15 protein-coding genes are annotated in these 18,810 nt (G+C 44.6%); 14 read left to right on the forward strand and 1 reads right to left on the reverse strand.

Annotated elements, in window-relative coordinates:
- Positions 1–21 precede the first annotated feature (21 nt).
- From FE296_RS04155 to FE296_RS04170, 4 genes are all read left to right on the forward strand, one after another.
- Positions 22–1,389, forward strand: coding sequence for a nucleotide sugar dehydrogenase (locus FE296_RS04155; RefSeq protein WP_150364294.1), 1,368 nt, complete (start codon positions 22–24; stop codon positions 1,387–1,389).
- A gap of 8 nt (positions 1,390–1,397) precedes the next feature.
- A complete protein-coding gene (locus tag FE296_RS04160) occupies positions 1,398–2,321 on the forward strand; it encodes a hypothetical protein (RefSeq protein ID WP_150364295.1) in 924 nt (307 codons plus the stop codon).
- Positions 2,322–2,726: 405 nt separating this feature from the next.
- Positions 2,727–3,413, forward strand: a complete 687-nt coding sequence (locus FE296_RS04165) for a hypothetical protein (protein WP_150364296.1) — start codon at positions 2,727–2,729, stop codon at positions 3,411–3,413.
- Between the two features lie 96 nt (positions 3,414–3,509).
- A complete protein-coding gene (locus tag FE296_RS04170; protein ID WP_150364297.1) occupies positions 3,510–3,851 on the forward strand; it encodes a DUF3139 domain-containing protein in 342 nt (113 codons plus the stop codon).
- Between the two features lie 671 nt (positions 3,852–4,522).
- On the opposite strand, the gene FE296_RS04175 is transcribed toward FE296_RS04170, so the two are convergent.
- Complete coding sequence (locus FE296_RS04175; RefSeq protein ID WP_124116111.1) at positions 4,523–5,401, reverse strand: helix-turn-helix transcriptional regulator; 879 nt, start codon at positions 5,399–5,401, stop codon at positions 4,523–4,525.
- Positions 5,402–6,085: 684 nt separating this feature from the next.
- Between FE296_RS04175 and FE296_RS04180 the strand changes: the two genes are divergently transcribed.
- The 10 genes from FE296_RS04180 to FE296_RS04225 all read left to right on the forward strand — a co-directional run.
- Entirely contained in the window at positions 6,086–7,267 is a 1,182-nt protein-coding gene (locus FE296_RS04180; RefSeq protein ID WP_150364306.1) for an LLM class flavin-dependent oxidoreductase, read from the forward strand.
- 216 nt (positions 7,268–7,483) lie between these two features.
- Positions 7,484–8,758, forward strand: a complete 1,275-nt coding sequence (locus FE296_RS04185; RefSeq protein WP_150364298.1) for an ABC transporter substrate-binding protein — start codon at positions 7,484–7,486, stop codon at positions 8,756–8,758.
- 3 nt (positions 8,759–8,761) lie between these two features.
- Positions 8,762–9,634 carry a carbohydrate ABC transporter permease gene (locus tag FE296_RS04190; protein ID WP_190945021.1) on the forward strand — a complete coding sequence of 291 codons (873 nt, stop codon included), beginning with the start codon at positions 8,762–8,764 and terminating at the stop codon, positions 9,632–9,634.
- 143 nt (positions 9,635–9,777) lie between these two features.
- The gene (locus FE296_RS04195) at positions 9,778–10,593 is read left to right on the forward strand and encodes a carbohydrate ABC transporter permease (RefSeq protein WP_150364299.1); all 816 of its coding nucleotides are present in this window, start codon (positions 9,778–9,780) and stop codon (positions 10,591–10,593) included.
- 113 nt (positions 10,594–10,706) lie between these two features.
- Entirely contained in the window at positions 10,707–11,924 is a 1,218-nt protein-coding gene (locus FE296_RS04200; RefSeq protein WP_124116114.1) for an MFS transporter, read from the forward strand.
- A gap of 724 nt (positions 11,925–12,648) precedes the next feature.
- Positions 12,649–13,275 carry a cell wall hydrolase gene (locus tag FE296_RS34015; RefSeq protein WP_150364308.1) on the forward strand — a complete coding sequence of 209 codons (627 nt, stop codon included), beginning with the start codon at positions 12,649–12,651 and terminating at the stop codon, positions 13,273–13,275.
- Between the two features lie 468 nt (positions 13,276–13,743).
- A complete protein-coding gene (locus FE296_RS04210; protein ID WP_150364300.1) occupies positions 13,744–14,106 on the forward strand; it encodes a hypothetical protein in 363 nt (120 codons plus the stop codon).
- Positions 14,107–14,120: 14 nt separating this feature from the next.
- Positions 14,121–15,416 carry a Tle-like phospholipase domain-containing protein gene (locus FE296_RS04215; RefSeq protein ID WP_150364301.1) on the forward strand — a complete coding sequence of 432 codons (1,296 nt, stop codon included), beginning with the start codon at positions 14,121–14,123 and terminating at the stop codon, positions 15,414–15,416.
- A gap of 134 nt (positions 15,417–15,550) precedes the next feature.
- Positions 15,551–16,735 (forward strand): S-layer homology domain-containing protein, encoded by a 1,185-nt coding sequence (locus tag FE296_RS04220; protein WP_190945023.1) that lies wholly within the window; start codon positions 15,551–15,553, stop codon positions 16,733–16,735.
- Positions 16,732–18,810, forward strand: a 2,079-nt coding sequence (locus tag FE296_RS04225; RefSeq protein WP_223868762.1) for a DUF5704 domain-containing protein, incomplete at its 3' end; no start/stop codon positions are given. The genes FE296_RS04220 and FE296_RS04225, both read left to right, overlap by 4 nt.

The following is an 18,810-nucleotide window of genomic DNA, read 5'->3' on the forward strand; positions in this document are numbered from 1 at the left end:
ACACTGCCCGGAGGGAATATCATGGAGAATCAACAATTCCACACATTACTGAATGCGATTGAAAATAAAGAAGCTGTACTCGGCGTTGTCGGGCTCGGTTACGTAGGACTTCCACTTGCCGTGGAAATGGTCAATCAAGGTTTCACGGTAATCGGAATTGATCTGGATGCGTCCAAAGTAGAGAGTATCTATCAAGGAGATTCCTATATTCACGATATTTCGTCCGATGAGTTGAAAAAAGTAATGCAAAGCGGCCGTTTCCAGCCAACGACAGATTACAGTATGCTGCGCGTGATCGACGCACTTAGTATCTGCGTACCAACACCGCTTAGTGAGAATCAAGACCCGGATACGTCTTACATCGAGACCGTTGTGGATCAGATCAAACTGCATATGAAACCAGGCATGCTGATTACCTTGGAGAGCACTACTTATCCAGGTACGACGGAAGAATTGATCCAGCAGCAACTGGACAAGATCGGACAAGAAGCAGGTAAAGACTACTTCCTCTGCTTCTCGCCTGAACGTGTGGACCCGTCCAACGGACGTTTCACAACATTTAATACACCGAAAGTCATCGGGGGCACGACCGAAGCTTGCTTGAAGCTCGGAACAGCGCTATATAGCAAATATGTAGAAACGGTAGTACCGGTATCTTCGCCAAAAGTGGCTGAGATGTCCAAACTGCTGGAGAACACATTCCGCAGTGTGAACATTGCCTTTGTGAATGAAATGGCGATGATGTGTGACCGCATGGGAATCGATATCTGGGAAGTTATTGACGCTGCGGCGACGAAACCATTTGGTTTCATGCCATTCTATCCAGGGCCAGGCATCGGTGGACACTGCATTCCGCTTGATCCGATGTACCTGTCATGGAAGGCCAAAGGCTTCCGTTTCTATAGCAAATTCATTGAGCTGGCGCAATCCACCAATGACAACATGCCATATTATGTGCTGAACAAAACGTCAACGATTCTGAACGAATACGCTAAATCCGTACGTAAATCCAATATTCTGCTCCTTGGTATGTCGTACAAACCGAATATTGCCGACCTGCGTGAATCACCAGGACTGGAAGTATATGAATTGTTCAAGGAAAGTGGAGCTAACGTAAGCTACTACGACCCACATGCGGATTCCTTCAAGGACAAACATGGCGAGACCGTACACAGCGAAGTGTTCAATCTGGAGCAGTTCAAAAAGTACGATTGCATCGTGCTGATCACCAACCACAGCGATTTGCCTTACTTTGATATTGCCGAGATGGGTGTGCCGATTCTGGATACACGTAATGCGTTCCGTTCGTACACACATCCGCATATCTACAAGATTGGTCACTCGGTGCAGCATCCTGTGCTTGAGCCAAGTGAAGCGTTGCTCGTCTGAGGAAATATATGAGGCAACGGGGCAAACTGGTGGGTATGGCGAAATGGGCCATTCTGGCTGTGGTGTTGTGCCTGCTGCTTCTGTCCTGGATGTTCAAATGGTTCTCGGCGGAGGAACATAAAGCGACCTGGCTGTGGGACGCGTCCATTATTGCAGAACAAACGCCTGAGATTATTGACTTTTCCAAAGAACAGGGCGTGGATACCATCTTCCTGCAAATCCAGGATGAGGTACCTGATGCAACATATCGCAAATTCATTGCGGCTGCAGGGCAGGCTGAGATTGAAGTGCATGGACTTAACGGTCATGCAGACTGGGCCTATGAGGAAAAGCGGGATGAAGGGCTTGCTTTTATCGAGCGAGTACGAGCATACAATGCAGCTTCGGCCAAGAATGAACGCTTCGAAGGCATTCAACTGGATGTGGAGCCGTATCAGCTGAAGCGCTGGGAGAACGAGGAGAGCAGCGTCATTGCAGAGTGGCAGAACAACATGAAGGCCTGGACAAAAGCCGGCGAGGATGCCGGACTGTACATGAGTGCTGCCATCCCGTTCTGGCTTGATGCCCGTCAGTCGACTGAAGGTGATGGTACATTCAGCCGCTGGGTGATCTCTCATTTCGATGCGGTGGCCATTATGGCTTACCGGGACAGTGGGCAGCAGATGTATGATCTGTCCAAGGAAGAACTGGACGAAGCGGATGATCTCGGCAAGAAAGTCTGGATCGGAGCAGAACTTGCGGATACACACGAGGGGGATCACCTGACCTTTTTCCGTAAACCGGTTAGCAATATGGATGAAGAGATGGCGAAGGTGTTTGATCTCGGTTCCTCTCATTCTTCATTTGCAGGTGTAGCTGTGCATCATTATGAAGCATGGTATGCCAAGAAGAACGGTATTCCACTTGCGCGCAAGGATGAAAAGAAGGAATAGTTGTAAGCGAGAATATTTATAAGCAAGGCATATAGCTGCAACATAGAAAGAGCTTTAACGTTATTTATCCATTCCTTCTGAGCAAAGGAATTCGTTCCTTGCGTCTGTAGCTCAGGAGGTTTTTTTACATAAGACAATTAGTAGGGGATAAATATTACCGATATCATAATAGCCTGCACTTACTCAACGTTCACAGCTCATGCCTCCAATTAAACCCTTGATTAGGTGGATAAAACAGAGGTTTTTTTTGAGTGGCTGATATAAGTTGATTTAAAAGCCTAATTTTATCCTTTTTTGTTATTATTAATAGGTATATTATACTATTTACTTAAATTAAATATTGTAATATTATTCCATTATCGACATCGGCCGAAGTTCGAAATATACTCATTTTGGAGATAAATAATGAAAAAAACAAAATTGTTAACTAGTTTCTTGTTGCTAATGATCTTCTCTATTTTTTCAATCGGTATGGCTAGTGCAGAAACTACTACATATGCCGAACAACAGATTACTGATTCTCCCACAGTGAGAGCCTCAGAATTTAGTAACACTAATAATGTAATTACGGAACAGAATGATGACTCCGTAGGAGTATTCGCAATACCGGATGAGTATTATCCAGGAACTTCTACACCTATTCGTGTTGGTGACGTACTAGTAACCAACAGTACTAGTTCAAAAGGTCTGACAGGACATGCTGGGATTGTAACGGATCTTGGAGGAAGCGTTGTCTCAATTGGTGGTTACGACTTGCCACTAGAGAAAATTTCTATTTCTACATGGAAAAGTAGAAACAAGAATACCAAGATTATGCGTTATACAAATTCAAGTGTAGCTAGCAAAGCGGGTGCATGGGCTGCTTCCTACTATACAAATTATAAAAGTGTGGTAAAATATGGTTTAATAAACACAATTGGATCCTACGAAAAGGAAACATATTGCTCTAAAATTGCTTGGGATGCTTATTATTTTGGTGGAGGGGTATCCATTGATGGACATGGACCATTTTGGAGTGGTATTTATGGCCCCTATCATTTTCTGAATGAAAAAGGTTTCTCATTGGCTGGTTCTTGGGGAAGTAACTTCTAATAGTTCAAATATTTCTTATATTCACAGTTAAGCTCCCTTTTGGGGCTTAACTGTGAATTATTTCTAGTTTCAACTCTCATAATAGGAGGACTTTATATGACTAAAAGAATTAAAATCAGTTTGCTATCTATTCTAGCGTTAGTTGTAGTTATATCAGGATGGGGATATTTAAGTTTATTCGGTAATCCAATCAAAAAAAATGATGCTGAAGAGAAAGTTAGAGCCTACTTAATTCAACACAAAGGCTATTCACCTGAGGAGCTTAAAGATATATCCGGCACGTATTCCTTCAAAAGCTCAGAAGCTCCTTATGGTGCTGCCGTAACATTCGCTGACGAACCTAATGATAAGTATCAATACATCATTTCCAAAGACGGGAATATTGAACAGTTCAGCTCTTCAAGTGAAAATCCAAAGCATCAAGAGCCTATGAATTAGATAGTATATTTGAAATATAGCAAAATTCACTTTATTTTCTTACCCTTTGAAAGTCACAAAGAAGGATAAATAGCGAAATATACGAATATAGTACAGATTAGAGTTGAGATATTTTTTTAATAATGTAATCTATTGTGCTGGCATATGTGATGTGTTCTTAAGTAAATTCAGATTTTTAAAGGGATACCGCTATTAGGGGGGAGATCCCTTAAATGTTTCTGTAATAAAGGGAGAACCTCAGGAATTTTCTTACTTTAGTTCAGTAAATAGATGATAAATCGATCTAAATACGATCAGTGAAATTTTTCCTTTAAATTACTAAGCACCAATTTGTGTTTCTTTATTGTCTCAACTATTTATACAGGGTAGTTCTAAACGAAAACGAATCTTCTATAGTTGAGACGCACAAGAACTCATTTTATACATATGAATGAAATGTGAATCTACCATCTGTAACTTCTAAACTTGAATTTTGTTTCATTTATGTAAGGTTATATTCATTTTTCTTATATACACATATTGTTTAGTGTTGCTAACATATATGTAGGAGCGTAGATTACAATTATATAGTTTAAAAAATAAGGCAAGTCCACGGTCAAATGATCGAAGGAACTTGCCTTTGATTGTTTCAAGCCCATATCAATAAACAGATTCCACTTTTCTTTATGGACTTACTCTTTAGTACTCTCCGATGTGCGATAGCGATTGGGTGGCAGTCCAACCTGCTTTTTGAACGCTTTGGAGAAGGAGAACAAGTCCGGGTAACCTACGGAATGAGCCACTTCTGTTAAGCTTAGCGGCGTCTGCACCAGCAGACGTTTGGCCTGATTCATTTTCAATTGTTGGATATATTGCACAGGGGACAGACCATAGGCTTTGCGGAACTGTTTGGCAAAATGGGTTCGATCCACGCCTGCATGAGCGGACACACCTTCCACGGAGATGCCGCCTGCAAAATGAATGTCCATGTATTCCTTGCCTTTCTGGAGCCAAGGTGTGGCTGAATCCGGTTGCAATCCTTTGGTTGCAGGGGAACGGGCGATCCGGTCAAAGAGGCTTAGAAAACGGGTGAGTCGCCCTAGATCACTTGCTCCATCCTGCGGTTTGCGAACATCCTCCATGAACGAGCGCATGGCACTTGCAGTCTCCGGGGTAAGTACACCTGAACGGTATGGTAAGTCAGGTGTAAGTCCGATCCGAGACAATAGTTCGGCTGCGTATGCACCATCGAAGGCGATAAATATTTTCTGCAACGTATCCTCTGGGTCTGTCCAGTACTCATGGGTAACATGTGGAAACAGACAGAACGCATCCCTGGCTCGAAGGGCGTGACGCTGTCCGTTCTGTATGAATGTACCTTCCCCCTCCAGTACAAACAGCAAATAATAATAAGGCGTAGTGCGCGGGCCAATATGATAGTTGGTTTTGGCTATATTACGGCCAATGCGAATCGGCCAGGCGCCCCCGGCTTTCTCAAATTCAGATGGAGTGAAGAATATAATATCCAAAAATTCGTGGTGGTCCTCCTTCATGCGTTCAATCTCGGTCATCAGGAACACCTCTTTAATGTATAAGTATCGTAGATACGATCTAAAATTTTCGCTTACAGATGTAGTTCAAAAAGTCCACTTTTGATTACGAATCATGCCTAGTGGCATGATCAACATCGAAGCTGAAATTCAGCCGAAATAAGCGGGAGGCTTACGAAGTATGTTTCCTTTGGAAACATTGTGGTTGCTCACGTAGTTTTCCTACGCTCCGCTACTCCATTTCTAGCTTCATTCCATCTTCTCGGTACTGAAAACCAGACTTTTTGAACATGTATTTAAACCTATTATACAGGTGGGTTTTATGCATATTCAAGATCGGGAAGACCTAAATCTGTGAAAAGACCACAAAATGACAAAATAAAATTACCGCGAAATGACATTGCTCACAGACAAATCAATTGATATGATGTCCATACCTATTAAACCAAGTTAATTAATCGGCATTTGATTTTGATTATGCCTAATAAATCAATTTAAAGAATGACACGACAACGGAGGGGACAGAAAGAACTGAAGAAGCGAAGCGGGCGCCTTTGTCACCGGATTTTCCCATGAAAGGGGAATGAAAAGAAATCTGGGGACAAGAGTGCTCGAAAGGTTTTCTGTAACCGAAGTGCTTGAGTGCAACATTTTTAGAGCAATTTATCATAGAAGGGATTGACTTTTGTGAGCGAACAGGAAGAAATGAAGTTTGGATGGTTTTTGCCTACAGCAGGAGATGGGAAGTATGTGGGGGTTGCCCCGGAGCGGGAGCCGAGTCTGGATTATCTGATCAATGTGGCACAGACGGCGGAGAAGGCAGGATTCGAATTTGTACTGATTCCGACAGGGGGAGCCTGTCTGGACGCATGGGTGGTTGGATCGGCAGTAATGAGTCACACGAAGACATTGCGTCCCCTTGTTGCCATTCGCCCGGGATTGGTTACACCCGTACTCGCTGCACGCATGGGAGCGGCATTGGATCAGCTCTCTGGTGGTCGCGCCATGATCAATGTAGTGACAGGCAGTTCCGTTCGGGATCTGGAGGAACTTGGCGATCCACTCGCACATGCGCATGATGAACGGTATGTTCGCGCGAGTGAGTATATGGAAGTGATGAAGCGTTCATGGACGCAATCGACGGGACTGAATCTGACGGAGTTTGCGGGAAGTGGTTCAAAATCAGGAGCTGATGCATCCAGCGATCCCAATCCTGAATTCAACGGGCAGTATTATAATTTCAAAGGGCCGGTAGGCATGCCGGAGACGGTACAAAATCCGTATCCACCATTCTATCTGGGAGGAAGTTCACCGATTGCCAAGAAGGTCGCAGTGGAACATGCGGATACGTTCCTGATGTGGGGAGAGCCTCATGACTGGATTCAGGAGCAGATTGAAGAGATTGAGGTCATTCGTCAGCAGGTGAAAGAGGAAACAGGACAAGATCGTCAGCTCCGTTACGGCATGCGTGCTCAGGTTCTCATTCGGGATACCGAAGAAGAAGCCTGGGCTGCAGCGTGGGAGATTATTAGCAAAGTACCACCAGAAGCGATCGAGAAAGCCAAAGCCGCATTTGCCGAGACGGATGCAACCAACCAACGCAGACAGAACGAGTTACGGGAACTGTCCGAGAAGCAGCAGTTTGTCGTAGGTCCTAACCTGTGGACAGGCTTGTCCGTTGTGCGTTCCGGCGGTGCGATCCTCATTGTAGGTACAGCCGAACAAGTCGCAGAACGTTTGATGGAATATGGAGATCTGGGCGTTACGACGTTCATTCTGTCCGGTTACCCGCATCTGGAAGAAGCCGAAATCTTCGGACAGACCGTGATGCCGATCATTCGCGAGAAATGGAAAACAAGACAGAAGCAACAAGTTACTACTAACTAAATAGGTTCAACTAATCTTTTTATACGAAAACGGAGAGGACAGAAATAATGTGAAGAAGCGAAGCGTTCGCCTTTATCCCCGGATTTTTCCTTTTATAAAAGGGAATCAAATAAATCAGGGGATAACAGCGATCGGAAGGTTATTCTGTCATCGGAGTGCGTTCAGTATAAACATTCTTTAGTTAACATATTAATCATCCTCAGGAGGTCGTCTTTCATGAAAAAAAATAAAAAATTGCTCCTGCCGCTCGTCAGTATGTTGGTCATGTCCATCCTGCTGTCGGCTTGCGGCGGCGGGGATAACGCGTCCTCTGGAGATAACGGCTCCTCAGGTTCAGGCAAGGTTACGATCAGCTTCATGCACTGGCGCGGAGAGGATTCCGAAGCACTTAACAAGACCATTGACGCATTTGAAAAAGAAAACCCGAACATCAACGTGGAGATGCAGACATTGCCCTCCGATCAATATCAGTCCACTGTTCAATCCAAAATCAGTGACGGTTCGGTAGGAGATGTATTTGCATCCTTCCCGGGTGCACAATTCGAAGCCTTCACCAAAGCGGGATTGTTCACGGACCTGAGCGGATCCTCGTTCCTGTCAGCTTACAATCCGAAGCTCATTGAAGCAGGGCAGCACGAGGGCAAGCAATATGCGATCCCGTATCAACTCGTATATAACGATCCAATTTATAATGTGAAACTGTTTGAACAATACGGCTTGACGCCACCAACCGATTGGGAAGGCTTCCTGGCACTCTGCCAGAAGCTGAAAGACAATGGCATCATTCCGATTGCCTTTGCCGGAGCGGACATTGGTCCAGGCCAATTCATGAACACGATGGTGATGAACAATGCACCAAGTGACGACATTTTTACCAAAGTAGAAGCGGGCGAAGCCAAACTGACAGATGAGTTCTGGGTGAAAACGTTGACTCAAATTAAAGAGCTGAACGATAAAGGTTACTTCCAGCAGGATGCACTGGGTACTAAAGACCCTGCAGCGGGCGCACTGTTTATCCAAGAGAAAGCAGCAATGTTGGCAAGCGGATCGTATCAATTGGCTCAGAACAAACAGCAAAACCCGAATCTGGAGCAAAAACTGCTTGCACCAATTACAGTAAGTGCCGATCAGGCGAAATATGAAGGGGTGCATACCACTACATTCATGCTCGCGGTGAATAGCAAATCGAAACATCCGGAAGAAGCAAAGAAGTTCCTTGAATTTTTGAGCAATCCCGATGTAGCGAGTGACTACGCCAACCAGACGGGACAGAATGTAACGGTGAATGATGTGAAGTACGATACGCCTGAGCTTCAGGTAGCCGGAGAATGGGCAAGCAAAAAGACCGTGTTCCAGCCACGGTTCACCATCCTGAACGGAGATAATCAAAAAGCCGTAACCAACTCCATTCAGGCTGTGCTGAGCGGCACTTCTCCAGAAGAAGCAGCACAGCAGGCACAAGCGATCATTGATCAGCATATCGGGAAATAAACGATGAAGAATCGTATTCAGCTATCCCTGTTTTTGTTACCAGGGTTGCTGCTGTACGTAGCACTGTTCGTATTTCCTACATTGACGGGGCTGTTCTACTCCTTTACGGATTGGGACGGGGTATCCCCGTCGTATGCATTTGTAGGGCTGGATAATTACAAGGACAGTCTCAGCAGCATCGTATTCCGCAAAGCCTTTGGTAATAACGTGGAGTTCATGTTAACGGTAGTTATAGCACAAACCTTTATCTCACTTGTCCTGGCCCTGCTCCTGGTGCGCAATACCAAGACACGCATTGTGCTTCGGGCATTGTATTTCCTGCCTGCGATTCTGTCCTCCGTATCAGTCGGACTGATCTGGGCATTTATGTATGATCCATCCATTGGATTGATCAACTATGGACTGAATGAAGCGGGGATGAGCAGCATTGCTCGTAACTGGATTGGTGATCCCAAAATCGCCATCTATTCCATCGCTGCGGTTCAAGTCTGGGCACATGCCGGACAGATGATGATTGTATTTATCGCGGGTCTGCAAGGCATCCCGGCAGAACTGTATGAAGCGGCTCGCATGGACGGTGGCAGCAAATGGCAGGTTTTCCGTAAGGTGACCTGGCCACTCTTGGCACCTTCGGCAACGATTGTGGTGGCCTATACGACCATTCAATCGTTCAAGGCATTTGACCTCATTTTCACCATGACGGACGGAGGCCCGAACTACGCAACTGAAATTTTGACAACTTATATCTATCATACCGCCTTTGGCAGCTATTCATTTGGTCTGGCTTCTGCCGGTTCCATGATCTTCCTGGTGTTGCTCGCGCTCTTGACGCTGTTGCAGTTCAAGGCACTGCGTGCCGACCGGGTAAGCTATTGAAGATTGAACGCATGTTCGTGAGTATGTGAACCGTGACTGGATGAGATATAGAAGTATTTGTCGTTTCCGTTCCATCCGAACGGCGAACCTGAACGGCACCGAAGTTGACCTAATAGACTTAAAAAAGAAGGGAGGGAGTTTATATGGTTTTAAAATGGTTCAATCGACTGATCCTGTTGGTGTACGCGCTGCTGATTCTTGTTCCGCTGTATTTTGTATTAGTATCTTCGTTCAAAACAAGCAGCAACTTCTTCACCAGTCCATTCAGCTGGCCGGACCCATTTACGTGGGATAACATTACTGGCATGTTCCGCAATCAGCCGATGTGGCAATATTTCGGGAACAGTATGGTCGTAACGCTGGGTACGGTTGCGATTGAGCTGCTGCTCAGCAGTATGATTGCTTATGCCATTGTCCGTTGGGGCGGCAGCGTAGGCAAAATCGTGTTTGCGCTGTTCGTGGCAGGCCTAATTGTTCCTTCCCAGGTGAGCATGCTGCCAATCTATTCCCTCACGCGTACACTCGGTTGGTCGGACAGTCTGACGGGCCTGATTGTCGTATCCGCCGCGATGCTCATGCCTGTCTCTGTATTTATGCTGACAGGTTTCATGCGCATGCTCAATTCGGAGATTCTGGAAGCGGGCAGTATGGATGGAGCAAACGAGTGGAGGCTCTATACCCGGATTGCACTGCCACTTGCCGCACCTTCGCTGGCGGCAACAGCGACGTTCCTGCTCGTCATGGTATGGAATGACTTGCTTATTCCGATGCTGATGCTCAGCAGTAAATCCAAGCTGACTTTACCACTAGCACTGATGCAATTCCGTGGGGAGTACGTAACCAACTATCCGATGATGCTCACGGGTGTACTTGTCACTGCTATTCCGATGATTGTGCTGTTCCTGTTACTCCAGCGTTACTTCGTTGCAGGTCTGACAGCGGGTTCACTCAAGGGGTGAGGTATCGTAGAAATCGGAAGGAAAAGCTTATTTTGCATTGATTTCTGGAGCATTCTGCATAATAATGATTTAGTGTCAGAGTGACTACATAGAGATCAAGGGAGCTATAAGTGATGAGCAAACTGGAAGTATTGCGGAATCCCAAGCAGCGTAAGCTGCTGTTCAGTGCCGGCATGAGCTGGCTGTTTGATGCGATGGAAGTCGGAATGATCTCCTTTATCGTGGCTGCACTCGCTAAGGAATGGAGTCTCAGTCCCGGACAAGTCGGTGTGCTGACGAGTATTAACTCCATCGGTATGGCATTAGGTGCTTTGCTTGCAGGTGCACTTGCGGACCGTTTTGGACGGAAGGCCATTCTAATGTGGACCTTGTTAATCTTCACGATTGCAAGCGGTCTATCTGCATTGGCGACTGGATTCGCCGTATTGTGTGCACTACGTCTGGTTGCGGGTATTGGACTTGGCGGAGAGTTGCCTGTGGCATCTACACTGGTATCCGAGTCGATGCCTACAGCGGAACGTGGACGTGCCGTTGTATTATTGGAAAGTTTCTGGGCAGGGGGCTGGATTGTATCAGCGCTTATTGCCAACTTTGTCATCCCGGAGTACGGATGGAGAATTGCCTTTGCCATCGGTGCACTTCCGGCGTTCTATGCATTATATCTGCGTCGTGCCATTCAGGACCCGCCGCGATATAAGAATCATGCCAAGCTTCGTAAAATCACGTTCCGCGAAAAAGTGGCTACCGTCTGGTCAGCACCACATCGCCGTACAACGTTGATGCTCTGGATTTTGTGGTTTACCGTCATTTTCTCTTATTATGGCATGTTCCTATGGCTGCCATCGGTTGTGATGGCAAAAGGATTTACGTTGGTTAAAAGCTTCCAATACGTGCTGATCATGACGATCGCACAGTTACCAGGTTACTTCACCGCAGCGTACTTCATTGAACGATATGGTCGCAAGTTCGTACTTGTTGTCTATCTTACGTTGACTGCATGCAGTGCGATTGCGTTCGGACTGGCAACAACGGAAGCGACGATCCTGGCAGCAGGAATCTGTCTGTCCTTCTTCAATTTGGGAGCTTGGGGTGGTCTGTACGCCTACAGCCCGGAATTGTACCCGACATCCGTTCGTTCGACAGGTGTTGGACTTGCCACATCCGTTGGCCGGATCGGTGGCGTACTTGCTCCACTGATGGTCGGTATGCTGGTTCAGCGTGAAGTGGCAATCAGCCTAATATTCACCATTTTCTTCGTGACAATTCTCATTGGTGCAGCGGCTGTACTGTTCTGGGGCCGGGAAACGAAGGGGCAAGAACTCGCCGAGTAATTGTCATTATATTCAAGCGCAACTTTTGTACGGGTCTGCTTGCCTACGGGAACGGGGGCTGGACAAGCGGTACAAGGTTGATACAAGAAGAGGTGTGACCCTGATACGACCATGGGCTCATGCCTTTTTTTGTTGTGTCCAAGACTCATTTTTACATGCTCCATCGGTCCGATAGACGGCACTTTTTCTATATCCTATAATGACACTCGGGATGTAGAGCCGTGAGGATTCAGGGGAAAGAAGTAGGATCTGGATTCAGAAAATGGAGGGTAACGAAAAGATGCAGACCAAGCGTGAAATGGATCAGATGCATGAATTCAATGAAAACAATACGATGGGTGAAGCGACTCGTGCGAACAGCATAAATGGAAGCCACATCAACGTGATTGACATGGTGCGAGTACATGGGGATAACAACATACATGTAACTTACAGTGATAATAACAGTAAACAACTGAGTGAGATGAACGGAATGTATGATGTGTATGTTGTAGATAAAAGTAAACCTACGAAAGAGATGGAGGCCACTAATATCATGAATAACATGACGTTTACGAAAAAATTGGAGTACACGGGCAGTGAGGATGTACGGATTAGAGCCGGTAGCACAAATGAGGGGGCTGATGTGCAGTTGAGTGCTGACTTGATAGAGCCTATCACCGTTAGCCGAAAAGTAACCCATCGGAGAGGGAGAAAGGCGGGCAAAAGAGCAGGACGAGTGGGTATGCTTCTCGGCACTTGTGCGATGGCTGTCGGGTTGACCGTAGCAGCGCCTTCTGCGGGAGCACAGAAGCTGGAACAGGGCGTTCGCAGTGAACATGTGCTGCAATTGCAGGAACAATTAAGTGACCTGGGGTATTTTGACGCGGGAATGACCGGTTATTATGGTTCGATTACCAAAAGCGCTGTCCGCGAGTTCCAGCAGGCGCAAGGACTCAGTGCGGATGGAGTTGCAGGTCCCGCAACGCTAAACAGGCTGAATAAAAAGGCCAAAGCGGAGGGCGAGACGCTGCGCCAGTTGGCGAAGCTGATTCATGGTGAAGCGCGTGGGGAGTCTTTTGAAGGACAGGTTGCTGTAGGAGCAGTTGTCTTAAACAGGGTGCATTCGGATGCATTTCCGTCGTCGATCTCCAAGGTCATTTTCCAGAAAGGGCAGTTCACGGCGGTTGACGATGGACAGTTTAATACAAAGCCAACGGCGACCTCTTATAAGGCAGCACGCAAAGCATTAAATGGCGTTGACCCGACGAATGGAGCGCTGTATTATTACAATCCGAAGATTGCCACTTCGCTGTGGAGCAAGAGCAGGCCAACGTTGCTGACGATTGGTCAGCATGATTTTACGAGATGAGTTTAAGTTGGTGGAGAATTAAATTCGTAGACAGTAATTGGATACCATAGTATAACCCCGGTGGGTGCTGCGAAGTGCAGGATTCATCGGGGTTAATTTAAGTTCGTATGATTTACAAGACTATAACTAGAGTTTCACACTGAATTGAAAGTTAATGATGGTCCTAATAAGTCTAGATCTATTGTTGTAGTTAATAAATCTGGTGGTAAATTCGAAGACTCTAGTCTAGCAATCATACCTTATACCTACCTCTTTTGAGAGTTTAGTGGTAAAATATTCTTACTATTTCCATTTATAATTGATTTTTTGAACCTATTAGACTAAATGAAATGGCCCTTGTAGCCTTAGCAGAACAGATAAATTTCAAAACCGTAAGTATATCGATGGATATGACTATATGAAATTCAAATTCAATGAATTCCTGTTTCACCCACGAAAGCAGAAGTGAATTGAAAGTGAGGAAAGATTATGTACCGAATATTGATGATCATCTTGGTTGCTATGCTGCTATTAATATTAGGGGGGTGTGCAGGTGTGAATGAGAATAAGATAAAGGATCAAGAAATTATAAATCGGTCAGAAGCAATAGCAATTGAATATTTGAAGGATACTTATAACTTGGAGGTCACTATTACGGATAAAGAGATAATGCCTAAAATGGCGATGAGTTGGGTGACTGTGTACGGCCACGTAAAAGAACACACAGAGCAAACTTTTAGTGTGTCTATTAATTATGAGACCAATAAGCAAGAATCATTTATTTATAGCCAACAACTAAAGAGTGCATTGCAAGAAGAAGGATATATTTTAAATCAAAATGCAACACAGTAGAGAGGGGGTTAGACATGGAAGCTACAGTAAGACAAGACATTACGGATCTGAATTATAGAACTATGTCTCAGATAGCCTACTTAAAAGTAGAAGAAGGTCAAGAGATTGATGTACCAGGTTGGCAAGTGCTAGATCAGAAACATAATGTATCCGGTATGGATGCTGTTACATTCTACAATCCAGAGACGAAGCAAGCAGTAATTGCATTTCGAGGAACAGAAGGGGATGCAATTCCGGCAAGATCTGTTCCAGATTTTAGAACGGATGCTCTACATATCGGTTTCCCCGAAATCGGTGCAACCATAGAACGTGCAATAGATTGGAAACCGAAGTTCTGGAAAGACTTCTCACGTGGGGTTGAAGATGGGTTAGGCATTACAAAATTAAATGATTGGGTTGGCGATGTCAAAAAGACGGTAGATAAAAATGTGGGTAGCTTTAATCAACTCTATGAGGCAGAGAGCTATGTCAAGAGCATGACAGACCAACATAAAGACCTACAGTTTTCACTAACGGGTCATTCTTTGGGAGGTGCTAATGCACAGTATGCAGCGGTTTACACTGGATTAAATGCCGTTACTTTTAGCGCTCCCACAGTCGTAGCATCGCTTACTCCTGAGATGAGAAGGAAAGCAGAGGAGGGAGGATTTGATGGACAAGTGACTAACTTTATACATCCTGGGGATGGCATTGCAAGTGGTTTTTTTGGAGGTTATGAGCGGCATGTGGGGGCCACGTTTCTTATTGATTCTAATTATGCAGATGGAAATGAAAACTATGGCATTAACGTTTGGGCCAAGGTAGTGGATACGTTTTTTGAGGATGGTCCTAAATACCACGATATGAAGCACTATAGCTTCGATCAAGATGGATATATTGATAATCCTCTTTATGATGAAGTTACTGGAGAACGAGTAAATTTCTCTCCGCGAAAGCCTTCGGAGCATAATATACTTGATCACGCGCGCGAAGCATGGGACACATTGACCAAAGGATTCAAATCGGTGGCCAACGTGGCTGGCGGATACTCCGCAGGGACCATAGAGCTAACTCCTGAGGAGTTGAAAGAGACTGCGGACAAATGGAGACGACAAGCTCAGGATATGAGTCGTACCTTTGAACGGATTCAACGGAACTTTTTCGAGTATACCGAGAGCAGCCATAGTCAGCGACTTGTACCCATCGTGTGGGATCTTCAAATGAGTATTAAGCAGCTGGATGAATGGCACCTGGAGCATACGTCGGAACTGGTGGACTACATTAATCAAAAGGCAGAAGATTTTATACAAGCAGATTCCGGAGCACAGTGAACATTTACATAGTAGTAAACCATGTAAAAAAAACAAAGGCATCCCAAAGAAAATGCAGAAACTAGAAAGACCTAACCAAACTAAATCTAACTAATCGGAGAGTGGAACAGTTGAAAAAAATAATGTTACCCATAATGAGCGCTGTAGTATTCGTATCGACATTGATTTCTTCCCAGGCTTCTGCCGCAACAACAACCTTCAAAGATGTACAAGCTAATCACTGGGCAAAGTCTGCTATTGAATCTGCGGTGTCCAAGGGATACTTCAAAGGATACGGTAATGGATTGTTCAAGCCCAATGCTTCGGTAACAAGAGCAGAATTTGCATCCCTAATTTCACGAGTAGCCAAAGATATGCCACTTCCGGAAGATGCCCAGACTGATTCCTTCAAGGATCTGAATGGACACTGGAGCAAAGCAGAGGTAGATCGGGCAATCAGTTTGGGCTTCATCAACACTAAAGACTATCCGAATGGTTTTAAGCCGAGTACTCCGATTACTCGCGAAGAAATGGCCAAATGGTTGAGTTCCGGATTGGTTGCATCCAGTGATGAGTATAAGACAGCATTTGCTGAAACCAAAGGAACGTTGCTTCCAGTCAAAGAGTCCTTTAAACCAGGGATCGCGCAAGACAAAATCCCTTACCTAGCTCTTGCAATGGGTACCAACCTGATGAACGGATTTCCGGACGGATCGTTTGGAATGGACAAGACGACTACTCGCGCTGAATCTTCTGCCATTTTATTAAGACTCGAAAATGTCCTTAAAAAAGAAACAACAAGCTTTGATGATTTGAATGAATTACGTATGGTAGGTACGGAAAAATCCAACATTGAGTTAGTTTCTAGTTTAACAACGGGAAACACATCCATTGCGGATATCTCAGGTAAGAGAAAAACGTTCAGGAACGGATCTGGCAGCCTTGTGTTTAATCGTTTAATTGGGGTGAATATTAGCGATTGGAACAAGAAAAAAAGTATCTATGCACCTTTATTCGTAAATGACTTAGATAAATCTTTTTACAAAAACAGAAACGTGTTCCCTGTGTTTTCGGAGCTAACCATCTATCCAAAAGCTAAAGAGTTTAGCATCTCACATTATTCAAATGGTGTAATCGACATGACTGGTGGTTCGCGTATTGATAATGGTTTAGACGCTAAATTTGGTTATCAAACTCTACCGAATTTAGAGAGTGCAAAATTTTTCGCGAAATATAAAAATGGTATTAAGTTGTGGGTGGTCAACTACATCAGTCTTGATAATCCGAATAATCAATTCAATATGGATGATGGATCGTTTGCAGTCATTAAAAAGAAATGAGTGAAAAACGTATGAGAAAGATTCCGGCTATTATTTCATATCTACTAGCCTTAGTAATAATGCTTGGTATATTCCCGATGCTGGCTGATGCTAATTTCAGTAATGGCTATCCAGATAAAGACATCGAAGTTACGCCATCGGGACTAGCAAAAGGAAAACAGACGATTAAAGTTAAAGTTACAGGAACAGCATCGCCACGTCCGAAAACGGTCTGGACTCAGGGAGATTATGACATATGGCAAGCCACACGTAATGAGGGTGATAGAGTTGAAACCCAAACATTTAGTAGTGGCGATAATGCCTTGCCGATGGAAAAAGCCGTGAAGGATAAAATAAATACTACCAACTATGTTCCAGCTTCTTTGCAAGATGAGGCGGGAAATAGATTTCAGAAAGCATTCGTTAAATCAGTTGGAATTGATGACATCAGTTATGTGGATGTTGCAACCTACACGCCAGTTGGTGCTAAACCTGATTTCGAGAAAGGAAAATTGTTCGCCATCATTGAAACGAAAACTGGATATCCAAACAAAGTTACTGAAAAACGACAATATGGCATACGTCAAGACGGAGATAAGAAGTTCCAAGCAGATTATGAAACGCCTTTAAAAATTGACTATTCTGGTTACGTAAACGAAACAAAAGAGATACGAGTACGAGAAGACATGCAGCTGCAAGTTGACGATGTAAAATCATTGGTTGCAGAGATACGAACTAAGGCATACAACCAAGAAGAATTCGGTAACTGGGTGAATGTCTCCAAGCGTGCCGATCAAATTGAATGGAGTTCTAACCAAAAAGAAGTAGTTTACGTAGAAAAATTAACAGGGCAAATTGTAGCTAAAAACGTCGGAACTGCAATCATAACTGCAAAATGGAAGAATTCCGAAAAAGGCCCATATTACATTTATGAAAATGTAACGATTACAGTTGGCGATACGCCACCACCCGAAATTCCGGAGACTCCTGATGCGGCATGTGCAGAGTCACCTGTCGGAGAAATGACAGGGGAGAGAATGGACCCTAATGCAAGCGCAGTTATTAAGGCCGATCAACGTGGAAATGAGCCATTTGACGTACTGCGAGGTATCCCTACCTCTGAGAGTTTATATGGCAATGTATTTGGTCTAAGTTACCTATTCCAAAATAAGTTTGTGAACATGCAAGGTACTTGTACATATACCGTAGTGGTTGAAAAAACGTATAACAAAACGTGGACAGAGGTAAAGGAAATCTCGGATGGTAAAGGCGGTAAGACAACGGTATCAACTCCAAGATCTAGAGATGTCAAAGTACCATACACCTACACTGTGAAACGGGATTTCGATTATTGGAAAATTGACACTTTACTCGTTTATGAGATAACCGATGCGATTCTAAAAAACTATGCGCTACCACAGATTGAACTATATCCTGCTGATTATCGTAGTCCCATCTATGCAGCGACTACGAACGGTACCTTTTATGCACCCAATACACCACCTGTGTTAACAGCGCCTTCACAGCCAGTGCCGGGAGGGACCAGCGAACCTCCAACACCAACAGATGATCTCTCATCAATTGCGGAAGATGCTGTGCCAAAGGTCCAAGTTAAGAATGACTATTTGAAGTTTAATGGTGCTGTTGTTATGGATAACCTAAAAGTAGAAGAGACGGGTCCAACGCCAGGTCAGATCGCAGAACCCCAAATGATTGGTAAAGATGTTCTGTATAGTCCTGACAATGAAATATCCAAAACCTTGTTAAATAAGAAGGACACGCCTAGCACAGGCAAAATCCGTTATGAATTAATGAGTGGAAATGTTAATGAGGGTAATGAAGAAGAAACCTTTGAAATTCCAGGGATTAACACAGTCACCGTTCATACGCCAGTCGTGAACTACTCCCTTGTTTCAGACGATCAACCTCATAATCAGAAAACGATACCGAATATGGATCGGTCTGCCCTTATTTTGGAGCGGCCGTTCACAGTCCGTATCCCCACGAGCGGACAACATCTGGATGTCAACTCGTATCCGGGATATGGGGATCGGGATTATGCCAAATATTATCGAATCAAACAGGTGCGGTTTCCG

It is taken from the genome of Paenibacillus sp. UASWS1643 (assembly GCF_008693195.1).
Taxonomy (GTDB): domain Bacteria; phylum Bacillota; class Bacilli; order Paenibacillales; family Paenibacillaceae; genus Paenibacillus; species Paenibacillus amylolyticus_B.

Coding starts and splice junctions, on each gene's coding strand:
- FE296_RS04155 (WP_150364294.1), top strand. CDS start 22: ATGGAGAATCAACAATTCCACACATTACTGAATGCGATTGAAAATAAA.
- FE296_RS04160 (WP_150364295.1), top strand. CDS start 1,398: ATGAGGCAACGGGGCAAACTGGTGGGTATGGCGAAATGGGCCATTCTG.
- FE296_RS04165 (WP_150364296.1), top strand. CDS start 2,727: ATGAAAAAAACAAAATTGTTAACTAGTTTCTTGTTGCTAATGATCTTC.
- FE296_RS04170 (WP_150364297.1), top strand. CDS start 3,510: ATGACTAAAAGAATTAAAATCAGTTTGCTATCTATTCTAGCGTTAGTT.
- FE296_RS04175 (WP_124116111.1), bottom strand. CDS start 5,401: ATGACCGAGATTGAACGCATGAAGGAGGACCACCACGAATTTTTGGAT.
- FE296_RS04180 (WP_150364306.1), top strand. CDS start 6,086: ATGAAGTTTGGATGGTTTTTGCCTACAGCAGGAGATGGGAAGTATGTG.
- FE296_RS04185 (WP_150364298.1), top strand. CDS start 7,484: ATGAAAAAAAATAAAAAATTGCTCCTGCCGCTCGTCAGTATGTTGGTC.
- FE296_RS04190 (WP_190945021.1), top strand. CDS start 8,762: ATGAAGAATCGTATTCAGCTATCCCTGTTTTTGTTACCAGGGTTGCTG.
- FE296_RS04195 (WP_150364299.1), top strand. CDS start 9,778: ATGGTTTTAAAATGGTTCAATCGACTGATCCTGTTGGTGTACGCGCTG.
- FE296_RS04200 (WP_124116114.1), top strand. CDS start 10,707: ATGAGCAAACTGGAAGTATTGCGGAATCCCAAGCAGCGTAAGCTGCTG.
- FE296_RS34015 (WP_150364308.1), top strand. CDS start 12,649: ATGCTTCTCGGCACTTGTGCGATGGCTGTCGGGTTGACCGTAGCAGCG.
- FE296_RS04210 (WP_150364300.1), top strand. CDS start 13,744: ATGTACCGAATATTGATGATCATCTTGGTTGCTATGCTGCTATTAATA.
- FE296_RS04215 (WP_150364301.1), top strand. CDS start 14,121: ATGGAAGCTACAGTAAGACAAGACATTACGGATCTGAATTATAGAACT.
- FE296_RS04220 (WP_190945023.1), top strand. CDS start 15,551: ATGAGCGCTGTAGTATTCGTATCGACATTGATTTCTTCCCAGGCTTCT.